The organism is Streptomyces sp. CRCS-T-1, from assembly GCF_024442335.1.
GTDB lineage: Bacteria > Actinomycetota > Actinomycetes > Streptomycetales > Streptomycetaceae > Streptomyces > Streptomyces koelreuteriae.
In genome coordinates this window covers 3,051,595-3,074,376 of the sequence record NZ_CP101651.1, presented here as the reverse complement: position 1 = coordinate 3,074,376, position 22,782 = coordinate 3,051,595, and the positions used below count along the sequence as shown (strand labels likewise).

At 72.0% G+C, this 22,782-nt stretch carries 21 protein-coding genes; 18 read left to right on the top strand and 3 right to left on the bottom strand.

Annotated elements, in window-relative coordinates; translation table 11 throughout:
• The first annotated feature begins 68 nt into the window (after positions 1-68).
• From NNW99_RS13565 to NNW99_RS13515, 11 genes are all read left to right on the top strand, one after another.
• Positions 69-1,217 (top strand): LLM class flavin-dependent oxidoreductase, encoded by a 1,149-nt coding sequence (locus tag NNW99_RS13565; RefSeq protein WP_215119268.1) that lies wholly within the window; start codon positions 69-71, stop codon positions 1,215-1,217.
• 225 nt (positions 1,218-1,442) lie between these two features.
• Complete coding sequence (locus tag NNW99_RS13560) at positions 1,443-2,099, top strand: AAA family ATPase (protein WP_215119264.1); 657 nt, start codon at positions 1,443-1,445, stop codon at positions 2,097-2,099.
• Between the two features lie 46 nt (positions 2,100-2,145).
• Positions 2,146-2,943: an ATP-binding protein gene (locus NNW99_RS13555; protein WP_215119259.1), complete on the top strand. Its 798-nt coding sequence runs from the start codon at positions 2,146-2,148 to the stop codon at positions 2,941-2,943.
• A 114-nt stretch (positions 2,944-3,057) separates the two neighbouring features.
• A complete protein-coding gene (locus tag NNW99_RS13550; RefSeq protein WP_251057780.1) occupies positions 3,058-4,527 on the top strand; it encodes an MFS transporter in 1,470 nt (489 codons plus the stop codon).
• A 122-nt stretch (positions 4,528-4,649) separates the two neighbouring features.
• Positions 4,650-5,585: an AvrD family protein gene (locus NNW99_RS13545; RefSeq protein WP_215119257.1), complete on the top strand. Its 936-nt coding sequence runs from the start codon at positions 4,650-4,652 to the stop codon at positions 5,583-5,585.
• Positions 5,586-5,702: 117 nt separating this feature from the next.
• Positions 5,703-6,716, top strand: a complete 1,014-nt coding sequence (locus NNW99_RS13540) for a beta-ketoacyl-ACP synthase III (protein WP_215119255.1) — start codon at positions 5,703-5,705, stop codon at positions 6,714-6,716.
• A gap of 51 nt (positions 6,717-6,767) precedes the next feature.
• The gene (locus NNW99_RS13535; protein WP_215119253.1) at positions 6,768-7,031 is read left to right on the top strand and encodes an acyl carrier protein; all 264 of its coding nucleotides are present in this window, start codon (positions 6,768-6,770) and stop codon (positions 7,029-7,031) included.
• Positions 7,021-7,779 carry an HAD family phosphatase gene (locus tag NNW99_RS13530; protein ID WP_215119252.1) on the top strand — a complete coding sequence of 253 codons (759 nt, stop codon included), beginning with the start codon at positions 7,021-7,023 and terminating at the stop codon, positions 7,777-7,779. The genes NNW99_RS13535 and NNW99_RS13530 overlap by 11 nt, the downstream gene beginning before the upstream one ends.
• A gap of 72 nt (positions 7,780-7,851) precedes the next feature.
• Positions 7,852-8,859: an NADP-dependent oxidoreductase gene (locus NNW99_RS13525; protein WP_215119251.1), complete on the top strand. Its 1,008-nt coding sequence runs from the start codon at positions 7,852-7,854 to the stop codon at positions 8,857-8,859.
• 111 nt (positions 8,860-8,970) lie between these two features.
• Complete coding sequence (locus tag NNW99_RS13520; protein WP_215119250.1) at positions 8,971-10,023, top strand: ScbA/BarX family gamma-butyrolactone biosynthesis protein; 1,053 nt, start codon at positions 8,971-8,973, stop codon at positions 10,021-10,023.
• A 15-nt stretch (positions 10,024-10,038) separates the two neighbouring features.
• Complete coding sequence (locus tag NNW99_RS13515) at positions 10,039-10,752, top strand: HAD-IA family hydrolase (RefSeq protein ID WP_251057779.1); 714 nt, start codon at positions 10,039-10,041, stop codon at positions 10,750-10,752.
• On the opposite strand, the gene NNW99_RS13510 is transcribed toward NNW99_RS13515, so the two are convergent.
• The 3 genes from NNW99_RS13510 to NNW99_RS13500 all read right to left on the bottom strand — a co-directional run bounded on the left by NNW99_RS13510 (position 10,721) and on the right by NNW99_RS13500 (position 13,735).
• On the bottom strand, positions 10,721-12,277 hold the full coding sequence (locus tag NNW99_RS13510) for a protein kinase (protein ID WP_215119249.1): 1,557 nt from the start codon (positions 12,275-12,277) through the stop codon (positions 10,721-10,723). The two genes, NNW99_RS13515 and NNW99_RS13510, sit on opposite strands and share 32 nt — an antisense overlap.
• On the bottom strand, positions 12,274-13,020 hold the full coding sequence (locus NNW99_RS13505) for an FHA domain-containing protein (RefSeq protein ID WP_215119242.1): 747 nt from the start codon (positions 13,018-13,020) through the stop codon (positions 12,274-12,276). Before NNW99_RS13505 ends, NNW99_RS13510 begins: the two co-directional genes overlap by 4 nt.
• 133 nt (positions 13,021-13,153) lie before the next feature.
• The gene (locus NNW99_RS13500; protein WP_215119241.1) at positions 13,154-13,735 is read right to left on the bottom strand and encodes a hypothetical protein; all 582 of its coding nucleotides are present in this window, start codon (positions 13,733-13,735) and stop codon (positions 13,154-13,156) included.
• A 278-nt stretch (positions 13,736-14,013) separates the two neighbouring features.
• Between NNW99_RS13500 and NNW99_RS13495 the strand changes: the two genes are divergently transcribed.
• The 7 genes from NNW99_RS13495 to NNW99_RS13465 all read left to right on the top strand — a co-directional run bounded on the left by NNW99_RS13495 (position 14,014) and on the right by NNW99_RS13465 (position 22,782).
• A complete protein-coding gene (locus tag NNW99_RS13495; protein WP_086602564.1) occupies positions 14,014-14,868 on the top strand; it encodes a bifunctional methylenetetrahydrofolate dehydrogenase/methenyltetrahydrofolate cyclohydrolase in 855 nt (284 codons plus the stop codon).
• A 67-nt stretch (positions 14,869-14,935) separates the two neighbouring features.
• Positions 14,936-15,655, top strand: a complete 720-nt coding sequence (locus tag NNW99_RS13490) for a DUF3017 domain-containing protein (RefSeq protein WP_215124262.1) — start codon at positions 14,936-14,938, stop codon at positions 15,653-15,655.
• 367 nt (positions 15,656-16,022) lie between these two features.
• A complete protein-coding gene (locus NNW99_RS13485) occupies positions 16,023-17,399 on the top strand; it encodes an XRE family transcriptional regulator (protein WP_215119239.1) in 1,377 nt (458 codons plus the stop codon).
• A 383-nt stretch (positions 17,400-17,782) separates the two neighbouring features.
• On the top strand, positions 17,783-18,772 hold the full coding sequence (locus NNW99_RS13480) for a malate dehydrogenase (protein WP_215119238.1): 990 nt from the start codon (positions 17,783-17,785) through the stop codon (positions 18,770-18,772).
• Between the two features lie 95 nt (positions 18,773-18,867).
• Entirely contained in the window at positions 18,868-19,452 is a 585-nt protein-coding gene (locus tag NNW99_RS13475; RefSeq protein WP_215119237.1) for a DinB family protein, read from the top strand.
• Positions 19,453-19,632: 180 nt separating this feature from the next.
• Positions 19,633-21,153: an aldehyde dehydrogenase family protein gene (locus tag NNW99_RS13470; protein WP_215119235.1), complete on the top strand. Its 1,521-nt coding sequence runs from the start codon at positions 19,633-19,635 to the stop codon at positions 21,151-21,153.
• 96 nt (positions 21,154-21,249) lie between these two features.
• Entirely contained in the window at positions 21,250-22,782 is a 1,533-nt protein-coding gene (locus tag NNW99_RS13465) for a GMC family oxidoreductase (protein WP_215119233.1), read from the top strand.

Here is a 22,782-nt window from a genome sequence, read left to right as displayed (position 1 = left end):
ACGGACCCGTGCCGAACCGCGCACCGGCGCCACGGCGTCCGCCGCCACCCCCCGATCACAGGAGCATCATGCACACCGGCTTCGGAGCCTTCCTCTCCCCCCTCCACGCGCCCGGACAGGACCCGCACCTGACCATCCGAAGGGACATCCAGCTCGTCGAGCACCTGGACGAACTCAACTTCGACGAGTGCTGGTTCGGCGAGCACCACTCCCTGTCCTGGCCGACGGTGGGCGCCCCGGAGACGCTGATCGCGGCCCTCGCCGACCGGACCCGGCAGATCAAGCTGGCCAACGGTGTGGTGACACTGCCCTTCCACCACCCGTTCCACGTCGCGAACCGGGCGATCATGCTGGACCACCTGACACGCGGCCGGTACATCCTGGGCGTCGGCCCCGGCGCCACCCCCAACGACGCCCATATGCTCGGAGTCGACCCGGGCGAGCTGAAGCGCATGGCGCGCGAGGCCATCCCCACCGTCATGGAGCTGGTCAACGGCGAGGAGCGGATCTCGGAGAAGACGGACTGGTACACCCTCCAGGACGCCAAGATGCAGCTGCCGCGCTACAGCGAGCCCGGCATCGAGATCGCCGTCTCCAGCGTCGGCACCCCCAACAGCCCCCAGATCGCGGGCAAGTACGGCCTCGGCCTGCTGTCGTTCGGCGCCCCGCCGCCCGGCTGGCCGGCCGTCGACCTGGCCCGGCAGTGGAGTTACGCCGAGGAGTCGGCCGAGGAGCACGGCCGGACCGTGGACCGCCGCACCTGGCGTATCGCCGTGCCCCTGCACATCGCCGAGACCCGCGAGGAGGCCTTCCGGGACGTTCGGGAGGGGTTCGGGAAGTGGCTGCACGGCTACTGGGGCGAGGCGGTCGGCGCCGACGTCCTCGGCGGCCTCGAAGGTGTGCCGGAGTCCCGGCACCTGGAGGCGACCGTGGAACAGGGCCGCGCCGTCGTCGGGTCGGTCGAGGACGCGGTGGAGGCGATCCGCCACCTGCGGGAGACCACCGGCGGCTTCGGCACGTTCCTCACCTACGTCGTCAACTGGGCCTCCTTCGAGAAGGTGAAGCGCAGCTTCGAGCTGCTGGCGACCGAGGTGGCCCCGAGGTTCACCGGCACCGCCGACCGCGGTCTGGAATCGGTGCGGTGGAGCACCGAGAACCGCGCCCTGTTCCCCCACACCGAGCCCCTGCGCACGCGCCTCGCCGCGACGACCCGCTGACCCACCGGCCCGGAGGACCTCGTCACCCGTGCCCGGCCCGCCGCCTCACCGGCGGGCCGGGCACACCCGTGTTACGGAACAATCAATTCCAGCTTCGGTCCCGGGGACATTGCAGTAACGTGTAATCCGGACTTTCCATTTCCGGATTCGAGCTCATCCTGTTGGTCGTGGCAATAGCGTTGATGGCCACTGGTTCAGGTCAAAGTCCCCTGTGATGCTTGATCCGTGACGAAAAGAATCGCCGTCGTTGGCGCCTACGGATCGGGAAAGACAACGCTTTCCGCGGCGCTCTCGCATCTCACCGGCCTGCCCCGCACCCACGGTTCGCCCATGCGGGAGCCGATCGGGGGCGAGGGCCGCAGCGTGCACAACTGGACCGACGGGCAGCTCATCCAGCTCACGGTCAACCGCTACGCGGAACGACTGCTCGGTGAGGCCGCCCAGCCCGGCGGCTTCGTGTCCGACGGCTCGGTGGTGCACGAGTGGGTGTACGCCAAGCTCCGCCTCGTGGCCGGCTCCTACCCGGGCACGACCACCCCGATGGAGGACCGGCACCGCAGCATCACGACGACCGCGCTGGAAGCGGCCGTGGACGACATCGGCCTGCTGATGAAGCACCACGCCCGCACCGCCTACCAGGCCTTCGTGTATGTGCCGGTGGAGTTCGAGCTGGCACCGGACAACCGCCCGATCAACGAGAACTTCCGGCAGCTGTCCGACTCCCTGCTGCTGCCCGCCCTCGAAGCGACGGGCGTCCCCGTGCACACCGTCCACGGCGATCCGGCCGAGCGCCTCACCCAGACCGTGAAGCACCTGGGGCTCCAGGACGCGACGGTCATGACGGTCGACGAGGCCGTCGCCCTCGCCGCCCCCGCCCGCTGACCCACCCATCGAGCCCCGGGGCTCTCTTCCACAAAGGTGACCATCTGTGTCCGCGCTCGAAATACCCAGTTTCAAGGACAATCCCAAGCTGAAGCTCGCCATTTCCGGCACGTATTCGACGGGTAAGTCGACGACGACCGAGGCCCTTTCCATAGCCACCGGAATACCGCGTACCCACGCCAAGACGTCCCGCGAGCTGCTGGTGGACCTCGTCCCCGGCAAGACCGTCATGGAACTCAACGCCATGGAACTCGTGAAACTCGGACTGCGCCGCTTCGAGGAGCGCGTGCACAACGAGTCCAGCGGTGACGCCTTCATCTCCGACGGCGGCGTGTTCCACGAGTGGGTGTACTTCGAAGCGCGGATGCGCGTCGGCATCAACCCCGGCGCCGACTGGTGGTTCAAGGGCATCAAGAAGGTCATGGGCCTGCCGGTGAAGCACTTCTACCAGCGCTACACCGACACCCTGGGCGACATCACCCGCGCCCGCGCCAAGCGGATCTACGACGCCTACGTCCACCTGCCGGTCGAGTTCGACATGGAACCCGACGGCCACCGGCCCGTCTCCGAGAAGTTCCGCCGTCTCTCCGACGACCTGCTCATCGAGGCGCTGGACCGGATGGACATCCCCTACCGGGTCATCGGCGGTCCCATCCCGGACCGGATCGAGAAGATCGTCAAGCTCTTCGACCTGCCGGTGGTGGTCCCGATCGAGGAGGCCATCGAGGAAGCGCAGCGCCGCGTCCTGGCCGACATCGAGGACCTCAAGGCCGACGCCCGCTTCCACGAGGCGCAGCGCGAGAAGTCGCTGGCACGGCGCATCGGTTACGCCCTGCGCTACTGACCGGCGCGGCGCCCGGTCCCCTCCGGATTTCCCCCACGCATCCCCGCCTCCCCCCACCCCCTTCCTCTCCATTCCCGTCCCTCGTCCCCCGACGTCAAACTGAAAGGAACCGGCGTGTCCGGCATCAATTCGACACGGCCGCGTCATCTGGGTGCGGTGCTCGCACTGCTCGCGTTCGCCCAGATGATCATTGCGATCGACTACAACATCGTCTTCGTCTCCCTGCCGGAGATCGGCGACAAGCTCGGCTTCGGCGCCCAGGACCTGCAGTGGGTGGTCTCCGCCTACGCCGTCGCCTTCGGCGGATTCCTGCTGCTGGGCGGCCGGGCCACCGACCTCTTCGGCCGCAAGCGGATGTTCGTCCTCGGCCTCTTCCTCTACGCGGCGTCCTCCCTCGCGGGCGGTCTCGCCGAGGACCCGTGGCTGCTCATCGCCGCGCGTGCGGTGCAGGGCCTGGGCGGCGCGTTCCTCGCGCCGGCGACCCTGTCCCTCGTGACGACGCTCTTCGCGGAGGGCGCCGAACGCAACCGCGCCCTGTCCGTGTGGGGCGGCGCCGGCGGCTCCGGCATGGTGCTCGGCTCGATTCTCGGCGGTCTGCTGACCGACGCCTTCGGCTGGCCCTCGGTCTTCTACGTCAACGTGCTGCTGGCCGGCGCCGCCATGTTCGTGGCGATGTCCCTGCTGCCCGACGACAAGACGCAGGCCGGCAGCGGCTTCGACCTGCCCGGCGCGATCACCGGCACCGTCGCCTCCACGCTGTTCGTCTTCGCCCTCGTGCAGGGCCCCGAGGCGGGCTGGGGCTCCGGCCAGGTCCTCGCCGCACTCGCCGTCGCCGTCCTGACCTTCGTGCTGTTCCTGGTCATCGAGAGCCGGAGCGCGGCCCCCATGGTGCCTCTGCGGCTGTTCGGCAACCGCAACCTGTCCACCGGTGCCGGCATCACGTTCCTGTTCATGGCCACCTTCGGCGCGCTGGCGTACTTCCTCACCCAGTACTGGCAGATCGTGCAGGGCTACAGCGCCTGGACCACCGGCTTCGCCTTCGTGCTGCCGTCCGGCAGCGTCCTGATCGGCACCATCGTGGGCGGCAAGTGGGCCACCAAGTTCGGTGTGCGCAACACCCTGTTCATCGGTTTGACCATGGGCCTGGTGGGCACCGTCGTCCTCGCCCTCACGCTGGGCCAGGACGTCTCCTACGGCGTCATCGCGCCGTCGCTGTTCGTGCTCTCGCTGGGTCAGGGCATCGTCTTCACGACCATGTTCGCCGCGGCCACCACCGGCGTCGAGGCGGCGGACCAGGGCATCGGCTCCGGCATCGCGACGACCGGCCAGCAGATCGGCGGCGCCGTCGGCCTCGCCGTGCTGATCGCCATCGCCAACGCCTCGGGCAGCGGTGACGGCAAGGACCTCGGGCAGATGATGGACGGGGTCACCACGGCCACCTGGGCGATCGCCGTCGGCATCGCGCTGACGTTCCTCGTGGTGCTCAACTTCAAGAAGCCGGCGGCGGGCGACCAGGTCGACCCCTCCGAGACCGAGCCGGTCGCGGGCACCGCCGAGCCCGTCCAGGCCAGCCGGACCGCCTGAGCACCGCTCCGATCCGGACGCCGGCGATACCCGGTCCACTGTTGCGGAGGGTCCCGGGCATCGCCGTCGCCGTTCAACGGCCGTCACCCCGCCGGGGTGTGGCCGCCTACGAAGGAAACTCTATGACTACGGCAGCACCTCTCGACACCCTGGGCACCGTGGACGACTTCCTCGGCGCCAGGGAGGGACGGTTCTTCGGCGAGGGCTTCAAACGGGTGCACCACTCGCTCACCGACCTCACCGTCGACGACCTCGGCATCACCGCCACGGCGGGCCTGGAGATCCCGGGCGCCTGGTCCCGGAAGGGCGACAGCACCCAGCGGCCCCACCTGTCCACCATCGACGTCATGCTCTACGGCGCCCGGCTCGCCGGCCTGCACGCGGCCCACACCCGCGGCCTCGGCCCGGACACGCCCTTCACCGTCCGCTCGCTGACGATCAAGGCCGGGAAGAAGCCGCAGGAGGAGGACCTCGACACGTTCGCGGTCTCCGGCCGGCTCCTGGACACCGCCGACGACGGCACGACGACCATGGAATGCCGCGTCGGCCTGCTCACCGTACGGGTGGAGACGACCGCCGGCACCGGCTCCCCGGAGGCGGCCCCCGCACGGCCGGGCACGGCCCACTACGCGGACGCCGGCGCGCTTCCCGGGCCCTGGAACGACGCGCCCTTCGGCACCCCGCACCGCGACCGGCGGCAGCTGCTCACCTCCGTCGACGTGCACCCCGACGCCTCGCTGGCCAGTGCCGACCTCACCCTCGACCCGGACGGCCCGGCGTCGATGATCGACCTGTTCGTCGCGGCCCTCCAGCTCGGCCAGGTCCTGCTCTACTCGCTGGACGGCGTCACCCGGGCCGACAGCAACACGCTGTGGATGCGGCGCACCGTCATCCGGCCCGCGCCCGAGACCACCGAGGCCGGGGGCCGGTTCGAGGTCCGGCTGCGGGAACCGCAGCTGCTGCGCGGCGCCCAGGGCACCTGGCGGAGCGCCGAGGTGACCGCCGACCACGCCGGCCTGCGGCTGAGCTGCTCCGTCGCCCATCTGCTGCCCGCGTGACGGCCCCTGCGCGGCACCACCCGGAGCTGACAGCTCCGATCCCAGTTCGCGTCCTCGGGCCGCAGCCGGACACCACCGGCGACCGCGGCCCACGGTCCTTCACGGGAGGCGTAAGACATGCCCCTGACCGCCGTACTCACCGGACTCGGCGCCTACCTTCCTCCGCGTCGCGTCAGCAACGAAGAACTCGCTGACCGCTTCGACACCACCGACGAATGGATCACGTCCAGAACCGGCATACGCAGCCGGCGCTGGGCGGACCCCGGCACCTCCACCGGCGACCTCGCCGTCGAGGCCGGGCACCGCGCGCTGAAGTCCGCGGGCGTCGACCCCGAGCCGGGCGCGGTCGACCTCGTGGTCCTCGCGACCACCACACCCGACCACCTCTGCCCGGCCACCGCGCCCGACGTCGCGGCCCGGATCGGCCTCACCGGCGCGGCGGCGTTCGACATCAGCGCCGTCTGCTCCGGATTCGTCTACGCGCTGGAGACCGCGGCCAACGCCATCGGCGCCGGACGGGCGCGAACCGCGCTGGTCATCGGCGCCGAGACCTACTCGACCATCCTGAACCCGGCCGACCGCACCACCTCGGTGATCTTCGGCGACGGCGCCGGCGCGGTCGTCCTCACCGCGGGCGACGCGGACCGGCCCGGCGCCCTGCACGGCTTCGAGCTCGGCTCCGACGGCACGCAGAAGGACGTGATCTGCATCCCGGCCGGGGGCTCCCGGCAGCGCGCCGCGCTGGCCGAACCGGCCCCGGGCGACGAGTACTTCGCCATGGAGGGCCGCAAGGTCTTCCTCTCGGCCGTGCAGCGCATGAGCGAGTCGTCCACGGCCCTGCTCGACCGGATCGGCTGGCCCGTCGAGAGCGTCGGCCACCTGGTCGGCCACCAGGCCAACGTCCGCATCCTGCGCGCGGTCGCCGAGCAACTCGGCATCCCCGCCGAGCGGGCGGTGGTCAACCTCGACCAGGTCGGCAACACCTCGGCCGCGTCCATCCCCATCGCCCTCGCGGACGCCGCGGCCGCCTCCTCCCTCACGGTGGGGGAGCGGGTGCTGCTCACCGCCTTCGGCGGCGGGCTCACCTGGGGCTCCGCTGCCCTGACCTGGCCCGATGTCGTTCCCGCCTGACCCGGCCCGGCCCCACCCGCCGGCCACACCCGACCGTAGGAGAAGGACACCATGACCGTTCCCACCACCGCCCCCGGCGACCTGACCGAGGCCGTACTCGACATCGTCCGCGGCAAGTTCGAGGCACCGCAGGACACGACCGCCACCACGCCGTACGAGGACATGGACTTCGACTCCCTCGTCCTGCTGGAACTCGCGGTGCACCTGTCCAAGGCGTACGGGGTGGAGATCGGCGACGACGAGATACTCGACGCCTCCAATGTCGCCGAGACCGCCAGACTGCTCACCGCGAAGGGCGCGCGCCTTGCCCGGTGACGCCCCGGCCGGCACCGCGGGGGCCGCGTTCTTCGACGTCGACGGCACGCTGACCACCGGGACCACCCTGTTCCGGTTCCTCGAGTACCGCTTCGCCGTCGAAGGACGCCCCCCGCAGGCCTACACCCAGGAGCGGCAGCGGCTGCGCGCCATGACCGAGGCGGGCGTCTGCCGGTCACGCACCAACCGCGCCTACTTCGCCAGCTACGCCCGGCTCAGCGTCTCCTGGGTGACGGAGCTGGCGGAGGAGTGGTTCCGCCACGAGCTGGAGTCCGAGGGCTTCCTGCACGACAGCGCCGTCGCCGCACTGCGCCGGCACCAGGCGGCGGGGGAGCCCGTGGTGCTCGTCTCGGGCTCCTTCCCCGCGCTCCTCGCGCCGCTGGCCCGCCTGCTGGAGGTGGACGCGGTCCTGGCGACGGAGCCCGAGACCGTCCTCGGCCACTACACCGGCGACGCGGCGGTCACGATGATCGGCGGCACCAAGGCGGACGCCGTCCGGTCCTGGTCCGCCGAGCACGGCATCGACCCAGCCGCCGCCACCGCCTACGGCGACCACGCCTCGGACCTGCCCATGCTGCGGGCCACGGGCCGTGGCGTGGTGGTCGGCGGCGACCGGGAACTGCGCGCCATCGCCGCACGGGAGGGCTGGCGCCTGCTGCCCGCCCCGCCTCCGGCGCCCCCGCTGCGGCTCCCCGAGCCCCGCTGGACGGCCCGGACACCCCTCGCTGCCGGGCGTCGCCCGGCCTGACCACCGCGTTCCACCCCACCCCGAGAAAACCCACCCGCAGGCCTCGCGGCCCCACAACGGAAGTGCTCCACCATGCGCGCAGTCGGAATCCTGGAATACGGCGGACCGGACGTGCTCGAGGTCATCGACCGGGGGATACCCGACCCCGGCCCCGGTGAGCTGCGCATCCGCGTGGCCGCCGCAGCCGTCAACCCCACCGACCTCATGCTTCGCTCGGGCGAACTCGCCGACTACATGGCCGCCTTCGAACCCCCGTTCATCCCCGGCATGGACGTCTCCGGCACCGTCGACGCCGCCGGCGCCGGCACCCTGTTCGCCCTCGGCGACCGGGTCATGGCGTTCGTCAACCCGTTCCGCCCGCAGAGCGGGGCACAGGCCGAGTACGTGGTCGTCTCCGCCGCCGACACGGTCCTCGTCCCGCCGGGCATGGACCTGGTCCGGGCTGCCGGGCTGCCGATGAACGCGCTGACGGCCCATCAGGCGCTCGCCCTGCTCGGACTCCGCTCCGGGGCGACCCTGGCCGTCACCGGCGGAGCCGGCGCACTCGGCGGCTTCGTGATCCAGCTCGCCGTGCACCGCGGCCTGCGTGTGGTCGCCGAGGCGGCCGAGCAGGACGAGCCGCTGCTGAAGCAGCTCGGCGCCGAGATCGTCGTGCCGCGGCACGCGGAGCCGACGGACACACCGAGCGAGACCCCCGCGGCGGCGGCCTCGCTCGCCGAGCGGTACCGCCACGCCGTGCCCGAGGGCGTCGACGCGCTGGTGGACGCCGCCGTCCTGGGCGAAGGGGTCCTCGGCGCCGTCCGGGACGGCGGCGCCGTGGTGACCTGCCGTCCGGGCGCACTGGCCCTGCCCCGCGGCATCGTGCGGCACGAGCTGAACGTCATGGCCTACCCGGACAAGGCCGCCGCCCTCACCGAACTCGCCGCGCTCGCCTGCGAGGGACTGCTCTCCCTGCGCACGGACTCCCTGCTCACCCCGTCCGCGGCGCCGGACGCCCACCGCCGGCTCGCCGCGGGCGGTGTTCGAGGACGCCAGCTCGTCGTCTTCAACGGGCGGCGGGAGACCACGGCCGGTTCCTGACCGGCCGTCACCCCGCCCCGCCGTCGCCCGGCGGCAGCCCCACGGTCTTCCGCACCGCCCCGCACCGCCCCGCACGACCCGACATCGAACCCGCCCGAGGAGGCAACACCCATGACAGACGGCGTCCTTTCCTACGCCCGGACCGTCGACCGCGCCCTCACCCACCGGGCCGCCGTCAGCGAGTGCTTCCTGACCGACGCTCTGCGCACCGGCGAGCGCACCTTCCGGGTCGCCGCCCAGCCGCCGCGAGCGCACCTGTACTACAGCGACCATGTGACGGACGCGGGGACGGCCCCGTCCTACGATCCGCTGCTCGTACTGGAGATCTTCCGCCAGTCCTGCATCCTCGCCTCGCACGAGTACCTCGCGGCACCGGCGGACAGCAGCTTCGTCTTCGACCGGGGCGCACTCGAGATCCTCGACCCCGAGGCGCTGCGCGTCGGCGAACTGCCCGCCGCCGTCACCGTGGAGGGCGAGTTCACCGACGTCCGGGAGCGGGCCGGCCGGCCCTGCGGCGCCACCGTGGAGGTGCGGGCCTTCGTCGACGGCAGGGCGGCGGCGACCATGCGGCTCGCCTACCGCTGGATACCGGGCCGGACCATGGGGCAGCTGCGCACCCGGGCCAGAGCCGCCCTCGCCCTGGACCCGAGACGCGCCCACCCGCTGGTCAACCGGCTGGAGCCCGCGGAGGTGGGCCGTGAGCTGTCCGCCAACGTCGTCCTGGGGAGGGTGACCGTGTCCTCGGCCGCGGAGGTGGTCGCCCAGGTGGTCGTCGACCGCACCCACCCCGCGCTCTTCGACCACCCCGTGGACCACATCCCGGGCGCGGTGATGTTCGAGGCACTCCGGCAGACGGCCACCACCGCCGCCCGTGAGCTGTGCGGCCTGGACATCGCCCCCCAGCACCTCGCGCTCACCGGCTGCGACGTGACGTTCCTGAAGTACGGCGAGTTCGAACTGCCCACCGACTGCCGGGCCCGCCCCGCCGACGGTGCCGACGGCCAGCCCGTGCTCGACCTCGTCCTGGAGCAGGAGGGCGACGTCCTGGCGACGGCGCGGGTGACCCTCGCCGCCAGGGACCTCGCTCTCCCGGAGCAGCGCGGCCGCGGCACCAGCGGCGTCGCGGCGACGGATCCCCGCCCCCGGCTCGTGACCGCGGCCTGAGACGGGAGATACACCGTGACGACCACCGACACCACCGTCTGGTTCGACTTCGGCGGTGTCCTGACCCCCACCATGGCCGAGCTGTACGCCCGGTACGCCGAGGAGACCGGCATCTCGCCCGGGCGGCTGCGCCGGGCCGTGGCCGACGTGGGAGCGGACCTCGGCATGCACCCGCTGGCCCCGCTCGAACTGGGCCGGATCAGCGAGGCCGAATGGGGAGGCAGGGTCCGGGCGGCCCTGCGCGCCCGCCACCCCGGCCTGGACCTCGGCGCCGCGAGACTGGAGCGGTTCGGCGAGCAGTGGCTGGGAGGACGACCGGGCAACCCGGTGATGGCGGCGGCGGTCCGCGCCGTCCGGGCCGCCGGTCACCCGGTCGGGCTGCTCACCAACAACGTGCCCGAATGGGAGGGGCACTGGCGGCGTATCACCGCTCCGGCGGGCCGCTTCGACGCCGTCGTGGACTCGTGCCGGGTCGGCGTGCGCAAACCCGATCCGGCCGTCTTCCGCATCGCGGCGGAGGCGTCCCCCACCGCCCGCCACGTCCTCGTCGACGACCTCGCGGAGAACTGCGCGGCCGCCGAGGCGGCGGGCTGGCGGACCGTGTGCTTCCGCGACAACGCGCAGGCGTCCGGCGACCTCTCCGCGCTCCTGGGCATCCCACTGCCCGGCCCCGGCACGCCCCGCGCGGCCGGCCAGGTCACCTCCGGCCGGCCGGCGCGTACTCCGTGAGGTAGTGCGCGACGCGGCCGGCGTAGGCGCGGGTGTCCGCGGGCACGCCGCCCGCCTTGTTCACCGTCTTGTACGACGTCCGGTACGCGGCGGCGACCAGCACCCGTCTGTCGCCCCGCAGCCCGGGCTCCAGACGCGGGGCGATCCAGCACAGATAGCGGCCCATCGCCGGGATGGACTCGGCGGGCGGGAACGGCGGCTGGGGGACGGCCTCGCCGGGAGTGCCGTCCTCGTTCATCCACCAGCGCAGCACCCGCGGGGTCCAGCGGGCGATGCCGTACTCGTCGTTGGCGGGATCGGAGAGGTCCGGGTCGAAGTCGCTCTCCACCTTCAGCATGGCGGCGATCAGGACCGGGGTGACCTCCTTCTGGTCGCAGTCGTGCGCCGTCTTGACGATCAGCAGCCGGTAGGCGGGCGGGACGCCCCGGTCGGTACGCAGGTCGGACGCGCCGTACGTGGCGGCCGCGACGCTCGCGGGGGCGCCCGAGCCGCTGCCGCCGGGCCGGAAACCGACACCGTACGCAAGGGCGGCCAGGGCGGCGAGGGAACCGGCCGCCACCGCCGCGGCGACGGACGTACGGCGCACGCGGCGGCGGGCCGGAAGCAGCCGGGGCAGCCGGAAGGGACGATGAGCCGTCCCGGCGGCGGCCGCCCGGACGCGGCGCAGCAGCGCCTCGCCGGTGATGCGGTCGCGGTACGACCGCGTCAGACAGGCGCCCACGATCTCCCGCCAGCCGTCGGCCAGTTCGGGCGACAGACGCAGCTCGTCGGTGCCGCGGGCGTAGGCCGCCGCCGCGTCGCGGCGGGCCGTCGGAGTGGCGCCGGGCAGCGGGAAGGAGCCCGTGAGGACGAGGTGGGCGAGGACGCCGAAGGCCCACACGTCGGCCGACGGGCGGATCCGGCGGCCCCGTTCGCCGATCTCGGTCCACAGCAGCTCGGGCGGTGTGTAGTCGGGCGTGGAGAACGCCGGGGTGTAGGCGTGGGTGCCCTCCAGCTCGGCCGCCATGTTGAAGTCGGCCAGCCGGACCGAACCGTCCTCCATCAGCAGCACGTTGGCCGGCTTCAGGTCGCCGTGCACCCAGCCGGCGTCGTGCAACTGGGCCAGCCCCTCGCAGATCTGCGCGAGCAGCGCCGGACCCGCCTCGGGCCGGGGCACCGCCCTGAGCAGGGCGGACAGGGAGCCCTCGGCCCGCTCCAGGACGAGCACGGTGGCGCCGTCCAGCTCCGGGCGGCCCGGGTCGTCGACGGTCAGCGTCTCGTACATCCGCACCAGCCGCGGATGCCTCAGCCGCCGGTACAGCGCGACCTCCCGCTCGATCAGCTCGCGCAGGTGGGTGAGCCGGCGGGGCGTGGCCGTACCGGTGGGCAGGAACTTCAGGGCCACGGTCGCGGGCAGCTCCGGGCTTCCCCCGACGCGCCGGGCCGCGTACACACTGCCGAAGGCGCCGGTCGCGATCGGCTCGCGCACCTCCCAGACGCCGACCCGGTACCCCTTCGGCACCGGCACGGCGTAGGGCTCGTTCACCGCGTCACCCCGCCCGGCGAGGCGGCCAGGACGCCCAGGTCGTCCTCCCGGACCAGGTCGAAGCGGAGCGCCAGGGAGACCAGGGACTCCTTCTTGCCGTTGAGCCGCGGGCCCGTGTCCGCGCTCTCCGGGCCCGGTTTGAGACGCAGCTTCACGGCGAGGTAGTCGATGTTCCACTGCACCGACGTGCGGGACGCGGCCGGCCAGGCGGGGCGCAGACGGTCGGCGACCTGCTCGACGGTGGGCAGCGGCGCGTGCGGGGTGCCGCGCAGACGCGGTTCGCACAGGGCGGCCAGGACCGCGAAGTAGCGCTTGGTGCGGTCGAGCGAGAAGGCCGGCGCGGTGGTGGCGCCGTCGAGGCCGCCCGTGCCGCTCAGATAGTCGTGGCGCGGCGCCCACACCTCCAGCGCCAGCAGATCGCCCGCCGCGGGCAGCACGATCCGCGAGAACTCGAAGGGGATCGGCGCGTCCAGCCGCCCCGGCGCCACCTTGACGTGTTCGCCCGCGCCCTCCGGGTTCTCCACCACGTAGGTCTGCTCGCGGCTGAGGTTGCTCAGGATCCAGAAGGCGCCCTGCGCGGTGATCTCACCGGCCCGGCGGGAGACCCCGTCGTGGGTGATGGGCAGGTCGTTGTCGTGCGCGGACCGGCCGAAGGCGAGGCGTTCGCCGGGCGCGAGTCTGCGTTGGGTGCGGTTTCGCTCGTCCTCCGTGGTCGGCGGAGGTACCACGATGATGCTGAACAAGGTGCTCTCCCCGTGCCTGCACAGCTACCACCGTCAGACTAGGGCGACGCACCAGGGCCGTGCCCCCCTCGTACGGGTGAGACACGGCCCTTGGAAGTGATTGGCGTGAACTGGTCCGCCCGCCGGGGGCGGTTCAGTAACGGGGGCGGTTGAACCAGGCCTTGCCGTTGGCGTTGCCGACGAACACCGCGACCAGGATGCCCAGGACGGTGTGCACCAGGCCCATGATGACGAACGGGTAGATGCCGAGGACGGCCGTGACGATGGCGAAGACCAGGATGGTGATCCGGGCGCCGTTGCCGCCGTTCTTGAACTTCGTCGCCAGGACGGCCGCGAACACCAGCCAGGCCAGGCCGAACACCACGTAGCCCCAGATCAGGCCGGTCGACTGGCCGACCAGGTCCTGGAAGGCGGTGTTGTCCTGGAGGGACTCGTCGTCCTTCGCGGCGTTGATGGCCGCGGCGGCGAAGGCGAGGATCGCCACGGCGACGACCTGCAGACCGACGATCACCCACGTCATCACCCGGGCCGCGCTCACCGAGCCCGGCATCGTGGTCGGCGCGGCGGGGCCGCCGCCGTAGGGGGAGACCGGAGGGGCCTGCGGGTAGCCGTAGCCGGGCGCCTGGCCCTGCTGCTGCGGGTAGCCGTAGCCCGGCTGCTGCGGCTGCTGCCCCTGGGGAGCGCCGTAGGGGTTGTTCGGGTCGCCGTAGCTCATGGCTGACTTTCCTCCGTTGATGTTTCGAGTGCGGGGACGACGCGGGTCATCCGCACGGAGGAGAAGTACTTCGTATTGCGACCGTCCCCCCGTTGAACTGCCCGCGGCACTTGTCATGTCATCGTTCTGCACCGGTGACGGGCTTGTCCAGCCGCATTCCCGATGTGTTGTGCAAGTGCAACATCGCTGATCATGGGCGGATACGGGAGGAGCGGCCCCCGGTGCCCGGATTGTGGCCGGATTGGAACCGTGGGCGGGTCATCCGCGAGGATGGGGCCATGACCGCCCAGATTCTCGATGGCAAGGCCACCGCAGCCGCGATCAAGTCCGATCTGACCGCCCGCGTGGCGGCGCTGAAGGAGAAGGGCGTCACGCCCGGCCTCGGCACGATCCTGGTCGGGGACGACCCCGGCAGCCAGAAGTACGTCGCCGGCAAGCACCGTGACTGTGCACAGGTCGGTATCGCCTCGATCCAGCGTGAGCTGCCCGCGACAGCGACGCAGGAGGAGATCGAGGCGGCCGTCCGCGAACTGAACGAGGACCCGGCCTGCACCGGGTACATCGTGCAACTGCCGCTCCCCAAGGGCATCGACGAGAACCGCATCCTCGAACTGATGGACCCGGACAAGGACGCGGACGGGCTCCACCCCATGAACCTCGGCCGCCTCGTCCTGAACGAGCCGGCCCCGCTGCCCTGCACCCCGAACGGCGTGCTGACCCTGCTGCGCCGCTACGGCGTGGAGATCAAGGGCGCGGAGGTCGTCGTGGTCGGCCGGGGCGTGACCATCGGCCGCCCGATGCCGCTGCTGCTCACCCGCCGCAGCGAGAACGCGACCGTCACCCAGTGCCACACCGGCACGCGTGATCTGTCGGCGCACCTCAAGCGCGCGGACATCATCGTCGCCGCGGCCGGTTCCGCCCATCTGATCCGCGCCGAGGACGTCAAGCCGGGCGCGGCCGTCCTCGACGTCGGCGTCTCCCGCAGCGCCGAGGGCAAGATCGTGGGCGATGTCCACCCCGACGTGGCCGAGGTCGCCGGCTGGATCTCCCCGAACCCCGGCGGAGTCGGCCCGATGACCCGTGCCCAGCTTCTCGTCAACGTGGTCGAGGCGGCGGAGCGCAGTGTCGGCTGAGCGGAGCGCACGCGGCGCGGCGGCACGCGGCGGGGGCGTGGAAGGCGCCCCGGCCGCGCGGAGCGGCCTGAGCACGGAGAGCGCCCCGGCCGGCAGGAGTGCGGAGGGCACCGAGGCGACCGCTCGCGGCGCGCGGGCCGGACGAGGTGCCGAGAACGGGCAGGGCGGCCCGAATGCTTCGGGCGAGGCGGACGAGCGGGTCGCTTCGGCCGAGCAGGTCGCTTCGGCCGAGCCGGACGCGCAGGCCGGCGCGAGCGCTCCGGCCGAACGGGCCGAGTCGGATGAATCGCGCGAATCAGATGAGTCGGGCAAGTCGGGTGAGCCGGAAGCGGGTGAGGACGATCTCACCGTCCGGGACCCGGTCAGCGCGCCCGACGCCGAGGGGCGGCCGCGCCGGGTCACCCGGCGGTTCCCGCTCTTCACCAAGGACACCGCGCGGCCCGAGGGCGGCGGCCGGGCCGTGTCCGGGGACGCGCCCGCTCCGGTGCGGCAGTGGCCCGTGCTCGTCGTGCTGGGGCTCGTGGGTCTCGGGCTGCTGGTGACCGCCTTCGACCAGTTCCGGATCGGGACGCTGCTGATCGGCTTCGCCCTGCTGGGCAGCGGTGTGATGCGCTGGCTGCTGCCGGACGTCGGCATGCTCGCCGTCCGCTCCCGCTTCACGGACATCGTCACCTGCGGCGTGCTGGGCCTGGTGATCGTCCTGCTGGCGCTGATGGCGCAGCCGGACCCGTTGCTGAAGATTCCGTTCCTGAAGGACACGCTGCACTTCACGGTCACCAGCGACTGACCGGACGGCGGTCCGTCCTCTCCCCCGAGGAAGGACGGGCCGCCGCCACGCATCACCCTCCGGTACGGCCGACGGCCCGTTCAACGGCTGTCAGTACGCTGTGGCACGGAAGTGACGGTTCCGGTACTTCCTCTGGCGGATTCCGTACGAAGTGGTGCGGCAACGGGGTTGGCGTGGACAATCGGGACGGTCCCGGGTGTATCGCGCGCGGTCACCGTGCTTCTGTGCGCCCCCGGTCAGGGAACTGAGATCCTGAGGTTGCGCATCCCTGTGGGTAACCAGAACGGGGACTCGGCCAAGGCCGCCAACGCGCGGGGCGAACAGCGCGGGAAATATCAGCACGACCGGGGGGAAGAGGGGGGAAGCAATGCCTCGTTGGAAGGCCTTGCCGGAGGAGCTCGATCCACAGATCAGGGAGTTCACCAGCCAGCTGCGCAGGCTCGTGGACCGCAGTGGTCTGAGCATCGCGTCGATCGCGGACCGCACGGGCTACAGCAAGACGTCGTGGGAGCGATATCTGAACGGCCGGCTGCTCGCGCCCAAGGGCGCGATCGTGGCGCTGGCCGAGGTGACCGGGACCAACCCGTTGCACCTGACCACCATGTGGGAGCTCGCCGAGCGCGCCTGGAGCCGCTCGGAGATGCGGCACGACATGACGATGGAGGCCATACGGATCTCCCAGGCGCGCGCCGCGCTCGGGGAGTTCGGCGGCCAGGACTTCGGCGACCCGTCGGCCGGCTCCAAGAGCACCGGATCCAAGAGCGGCGGCACGAGAGCCTCCGGCGGCACGTCCGCTTCGGGCAAGTCGGCGTCCGGGGGTGACGACAAGCCCGCCCGCAGGAGCGGCAGTGCCACGGTCACGCCGGGTATCGCGGGGCCGGCCGGGGTGTCCCCGACCGTGCCGCCGCAGCCGACGGCGCCCGAGGTCCAGGACTCCTCCACCAGCGGTGGTGCGCGGGAGGACGGCGGCCGGGGCGGTGCGCCCGAGGTCAACTCGTGGGGCCTCGCCGGATACCAGGGGCCGTCACCGTCGGGCGGACGCTCCACCGGCACCGGCACCGGCACCGGCACCGGCACCGGCACCGGCACCGGCGTCGGCGCGGGCAGCGGCCTCGGGGCCCGGCCCGGTGCGGGCGGCGGTACTCCCGCGGGGTCGCCCGACGGGCCCGCGCGGACGCCGGGTGCGGGCGCGGGCTCGCAGCACCGGTCGCCGCAGGGCGCTGACCAGGACCGCTCGAAGGGACCCGCCGGGGGCAAGCGGCGGACCGTGACCTTCGTCGCGGGTGTCGTGGGCGTGCTCGTGGTGATCGCCGGCGCGTTCTACCTCACCGGTGGCGGTGGCGACGACGAGGCCAAGGGCGGCGCCAAGTCGCCCAAGCCGAGCGCCACCACGAACCCGGACCTGCCGCCCGGTGTGAAGTGCAGCGGCGAGAGCTGCACCGGCAAGGACGCCGAGAGCATGGGATGCAGCGGTGACCTGGTGACCACGGCGCAGACCGCGACCGTCGGCACCACCGTCGTGGAGGTCCGCTACAGCGAGACCTGCAAGGCGGCCTGGGGCCGTGTCACCCAGGCGACCCAGGGCGACGAGGTCGAGATCAGCGCGGGCAAGGCGAAGCAGACCGGCAGCATCACCGTCGCCGGTGACGCGATCGCCTACACCCCGATGGTCGCCGTGAAGAACGCCGCCGACGCCAAGGCCTGCGCGACCCTGGCCTCGGGCCAGAAGGGCTGCACGGAGTAGCCCCGAGGGGTCGGCCTCCTGAGGGCGCCGCCGGCAGGTCAGGGGGCTTCTGGCGGGCCTCTGGCCGGCCCGCCCGGACTCGTCCGAACTAATTTCGGGGACGCAGGCATGGCCGGGGGAATCCAGGGCACGCGAACCGTACCCCCACGGGAGTCCGGCAGAGTCGGTTCCCCCCGGCGGCCGCCCCAGTCCACCTCTCCCGGACGGGCGGCCGCCTTTTGTATGGGCGCCGGGCGGGTTGTGGGGTGGGCCACACCGACCCGGCCGTGCGAGATACCGGATGCGCGATAGCCTGACCGCTGGTGGATCTCTTGATACCAAGAGATCGATCAGACGTCCGGGGCAGGGACCGCCCCACCGCCAGCTGTCATACGGAGAACGCCATGACCCGCACTCCCGTGAACGTCACCGTCACCGGCGCGGCCGGCCAGATCGGTTACGCCCTGCTCTTCCGCATCGCCTCCGGTCAGCTCCTCGGCCCGGACGTGCCGGTCAAGCTGCGCCTCCTGGAGATCACCCCGGCGCTCAAGGCCGCCGAGGGCACCGCCATGGAGCTCGACGACTGCGCGTTCCCGCTCCTGCAGGGCATCGAGATCTCGGACGACCCGAACGTCGCCTTCGACGGTGCCAACGTCGCGCTGCTCGTCGGCGCCCGCCCCCGCACCAAGGGCATGGAGCGCGGTGACCTCCTCGAGGCCAACGGCGGCATCTTCAAGCCGCAGGGCCAGGCCATCAACGCCCACGCCGCGGACGACATCAAGGTCCTGGTCGTGGGCAACCCGGCCAACACCAACGCCCTGATCGCCCAGGCCGCCGCGCCCGACGTACCGGCCGAGCGCTTCACCGCGATGACCCGCCTCGACCACAACCGCGCGCTGACCCAGCTCGCGAAGAAGACGGGCTCGACGGTCGCCGACATCAAGCGTCTGACGATCTGGGGCAACCACTCCGCCACCCAGTACCCGGACATCTTCCACGCCACGGTCGCCGGCAAGAACGCCGCCGAGGTCGTGAACGACGAGAAGTGGCTGGCCGAGGACTTCATCCCGACCGTCGCCAAGCGCGGCGCCGCCATCATCGAGGCCCGTGGCGCCTCGTCGGCCGCCTCCGCCGCGAACGCCGCCATCGACCACGTCCACTCGTGGGTCAACGGCACCGCCGAGGGCGACTGGGTCTCCATGGGCATCCCGTCGGACGGTTCGTACGGCGTGCCGGAGGGCCTCATCTCCTCCTTCCCCGTCACCACCAAGGACGGCACGTACGACATCGTCCAGGGCCTGGACATCAACGAGTTCTCCCGCGCCCGGATCGACGCCTCCGTCAAGGAGCTCGAGGAGGAGCGCGAGGCGGTCCGCGGCCTCGGCCTCATCTGACCCGAGCCTCTCCACGCGGGCCCCGTACCGGAACCGACCGGTACGGGGCCTGCGTGCTTTCCGCGTTGTCAGACCCCGGTCGTAGTCTTCGCGGCATGACACCGGACGTGGAACGGGACGTGGCGGACGTGCCGCTGGAGCCGCCGATCGCGGGCGACGAGGCCGAGACGCTGGTCGGCTCCCTGGAGCGCCAGCGCAGGACGTTCGCCTGGAAGTGCGAGGGCCTGGACGCGGCCGGCCTGAGCGCGCGGGTGGCCTCCTCGGCCGTCACGCTGGGCGGGCTGCTCAAGCATCTCGCCCTGATCGAGGACCACTACCTGTCCGTGCGGCTGCTGGGGAGGGAGCCCGCCCCGCCGTGGGACGCGGTGGACTGGGACGCGGAGCCGGACTGGGAGTGGAGCTCGGCCGCCGGGGACCCGCCGGAGCGGTTGTACGCGCTGTGGACGGAGGCCGTGCTGCGGTCCCGGGTGAATCTGCGGGAGGTGCTCGCGGGGAGCGACGCCGGCCGCCTCGCCGCCTTCACGACCCGGGACGGCCGGTCGCCGAACGTACGGCGCCTGCTGGCCGATCTCATCGAGGAGTACGCGCGCCATGTCGGCCACGCCGACCTCATACGCGAGGCCGTGGACGGGAGGGTGGGCGAGGACCCGCCGGAGGGCTTCCGACCTCGGACGACTTGACGTCAGCCGTCCCTGATCGGCGGGTGGTTCGCCCGTGTTTGACCGCATCTTCAGTGACACAGCGCACTTTCGGCCATGGATCGTGCATGCATCGGGAGGGTGAGGGCAGGCGCACTCGGTCTCTTAGTGACACGTGTGTGACACAAGGGCGCTGATCAGGAACGGAAGGCGAAAGCGGTCATGGCGGAAAGCAACGTACTTCAGGCGCGCAGCACCATCCACGCGGGAGGGGAGTGGCGTGCGGCCGTCTCCGGCTCCACCCGGGAGATCCTCGACCCCGCGGACGCGCTGCCGTTCGCCGTGGTCGCGGAGGGCGACGAGAAAGACACCGACCTGGCGATCGCCGCCGCCCGGCGCGCCTTCGACGAGGGCGACTGGCCCCGCACGCCCGTCGCCGAGCGCGCCGCGCTGCTGAGGCGCGTCGCCGACCTGCTGGTGCGCGACCGCGAGGAGCTCGGGCGGCTGGAGGCCCAGGACGCGGGCAAGACCGTCGAGGAGGGCCGCGTCGACATCGACTGTGTCGCCGACGCCTTCCGCTACTTCGCCGACCTGGTCGCCGGCGAGGCCCCGGGCCGGGTCGTGGACGCGGGCTCGCCCGACGTCCACAGCGTCGTCGTGCACGAGCCCCTCGGCGTCTGCGCGATGATCACGCCCTGGAACTATCCGCTGCTGCAGGCCAGCTGGAAGATCGCCCCGGCGCTCGCGGCGGGCAACACCTTCGTCATCAAGCCGAGCGAGATCACCCCGATGACGACCATCGCCGTCATCGAGCTGCTGGTCGAGGCCGGGCTGCCCGCCGGCGTCGCCAACATCGTCACCGGCCCCGGCCACTCGGTCGGCGCGCGCCTGTCCGAGCACCCCGACGTCGACCTGGTCTCCTTCACCGGCGGTCTGGTCAGCGGCACCAAGGTCGCCCAGGCCGCCGCGCCCGGCGTCAAGAAGGTCGCCCTGGAACTCGGCGGCAAGAACCCCAACGTGGTCTTCGCCGACGCCTGCGCCACTGAGGAGGGCTTCGACACCGCCGTCGACCAGGCCCTCAACGCCGCCTTCATCCACAGCGGCCAGGTCTGCTCGGCCGGCGCCCGCCTCATCATCGAGGAGTCGGTCCGGGACCGCTTCGTCGCCGAACTGGCCCGGCGCGCCGAGAAGATCCGCCTCGGCCGCGGCACCGAGGACGGCGTCGAGTGTGGCCCGCTCGTCTCCGAGCAGCAGCGCGACAAGGTCGAGATGTACGTCGAGTCCGCCCTCAAGGAGGGCGCGGTGCTGCGCTCCGGCGGCAAGCGCCCCGAGCCGTCCCCGCAGCGCCCCGAGAACGGCTACTTCTACGAGCCGACCGTCCTCGACCACTGCCACCGCGAGATGCGGGTCATCCGTGAGGAGGTCTTCGGACCGGTCCTCACCGTCGAGACCTTCCGCACCGAGGACGAGGCCGTGACCCTCGCCAACGACACCGAGTACGGCCTCGCGGGCGGTGTCTGGACCTCCGACGCGGGCCGCGCCCGGCGCGTGGCCGGCCGGCTGCGTCACGGCACGATCTGGATCAACGACTTCCACCCCTACCTGCCGCAGGCGGAGTGGGGCGGTTTCGGCAAGAGCGGCGTGGGCCGGGAGCTCGGCCCGGCCGGACTCGCCGAGTACCGAGAGACCAAGCACGTCTACCAGAACCTCGCCCCGAAGCCGGTGCGCTGGTTCGCGGGCTGACCTCCCGCGCCCCCGCACGCGCGCACCCGCGCACCCACGCCCTTCGGGCCCGAATTCTTCGTCCCCTCTGGTTCACCCCTCTGGAGCAAGTACGCCATGTCCCACACCAGTCATGAGTACGACTATGTCGTGATAGGCGGCGGAACCGCAGGTTCCGTCATTGCCTCCCGTCTGACCGAGAACCCCGATGTCACCGTCGCTGTCATCGAGGGCGGCCCCAGCGACGTCGGCCGCGACGACGTGCTGACCCTGCGCCGCTGGATGGGCCTGCTGGGCGGCGAGCTCGACTACGACTACCCGACCACCGAGCAGCCACGCGGAAACTCGCATATCCGGCACAGCCGCGCCCGGGTCCTGGGCGGCTGCTCCTCGCACAACACCCTCATCGCCTTCAAGCCGCTGCCGGCCGACTGGGACGAGTGGGAGGCCGCCGGCGCCAAGGGCTGGGGCGCGGTGCAGATGGAGGCGTACTTCGCACGCCTGCTCAACAACGTCGTCCCGGTCGACGAGAAGGACCGGAACGCCATCGCCCGCGACTTCGTCGACGCGGCGCAGGCGGCGCTGAACGTGCCGCGCGTGGAGGGCTTCAACAAGAAGCCGTTCACCGAGGGCGTCGGCTTCTTCGACCTCGCCTACCACCCCGAGAACAACAAGCGCTCCTCGGCGTCGGTGGCGTATCTGCACCCGGTCATGGACGAGCGGCCCAACCTGACGATCCTGCTGGAGACCTGGGCGTACAAGCTGGAGCTGGACGGCAACCGCGCCGAGGGCGTGCACGTCCGCACCAAGGACGGCGAGGAGATCCTCGTCAAGGCCCGCAATGAGGTCCTGCTCTGTGCCGGCGCGGTCGACTCGCCCCGGCTGCTGATGCACTCCGGCATCGGCCCGAAGGCGGACCTGGAGAAGCTCGGCATACCCGTGACGCACGACCTGCCGGGCATCGGTGAGAACCTGCTCGACCACCCCGAGTCGGTGATCGTGTGGGAGACGAACGGCCCCATCCCGGAGAACTCCGCGATGGACTCCGACGCGGGCCTGTTCGTGCGCCGGGACCCCGAACAGCCGCACCCCGATCTGATGTTCCACTTCTACCAGATCCCCTTCACGGACAACCCGGAGCGCCTCGGCTACCAGCGGCCCGAGTTCGGCGTCTCGATGACCCCGAACATCCCCAAGCCCAAGAGCCGCGGCCGGCTCTACCTGACCAGCGCCGACCCCGAGGTCAAGCCGGCCCTGGACTTCCGGTACTTCACCGACGAGGACGACTACGACGGTCAGACCCTCGTCGACGGCATCAAGATCGCCCGTGAGATCGCCAAGACCGAGCCGCTGGCAGGCTGGCTCAAGCGCGAGGTGGCGCCCGGCCCGCACGTGACCGACGACGCGGAGATCAGCGAGTACGCCCGCAAGGTCGCGCACACCGTCTACCACCCCGCGGGCACCTGCAAGATGGGCGACGCCGACGACCGCCTCGCCGTCGTCGACCCCGAGCTGCGCGTCCGCGGCCTGGAGGGCATCCGCATCGCCGACGCCTCCGTGTTCCCGACCATGACCACCGTGAACCCCATGATCGGCGTGCTCATGGTCGGCGAGAAGGCCGCCGAGCTGATCGGCGGTGGTGACCGGTGA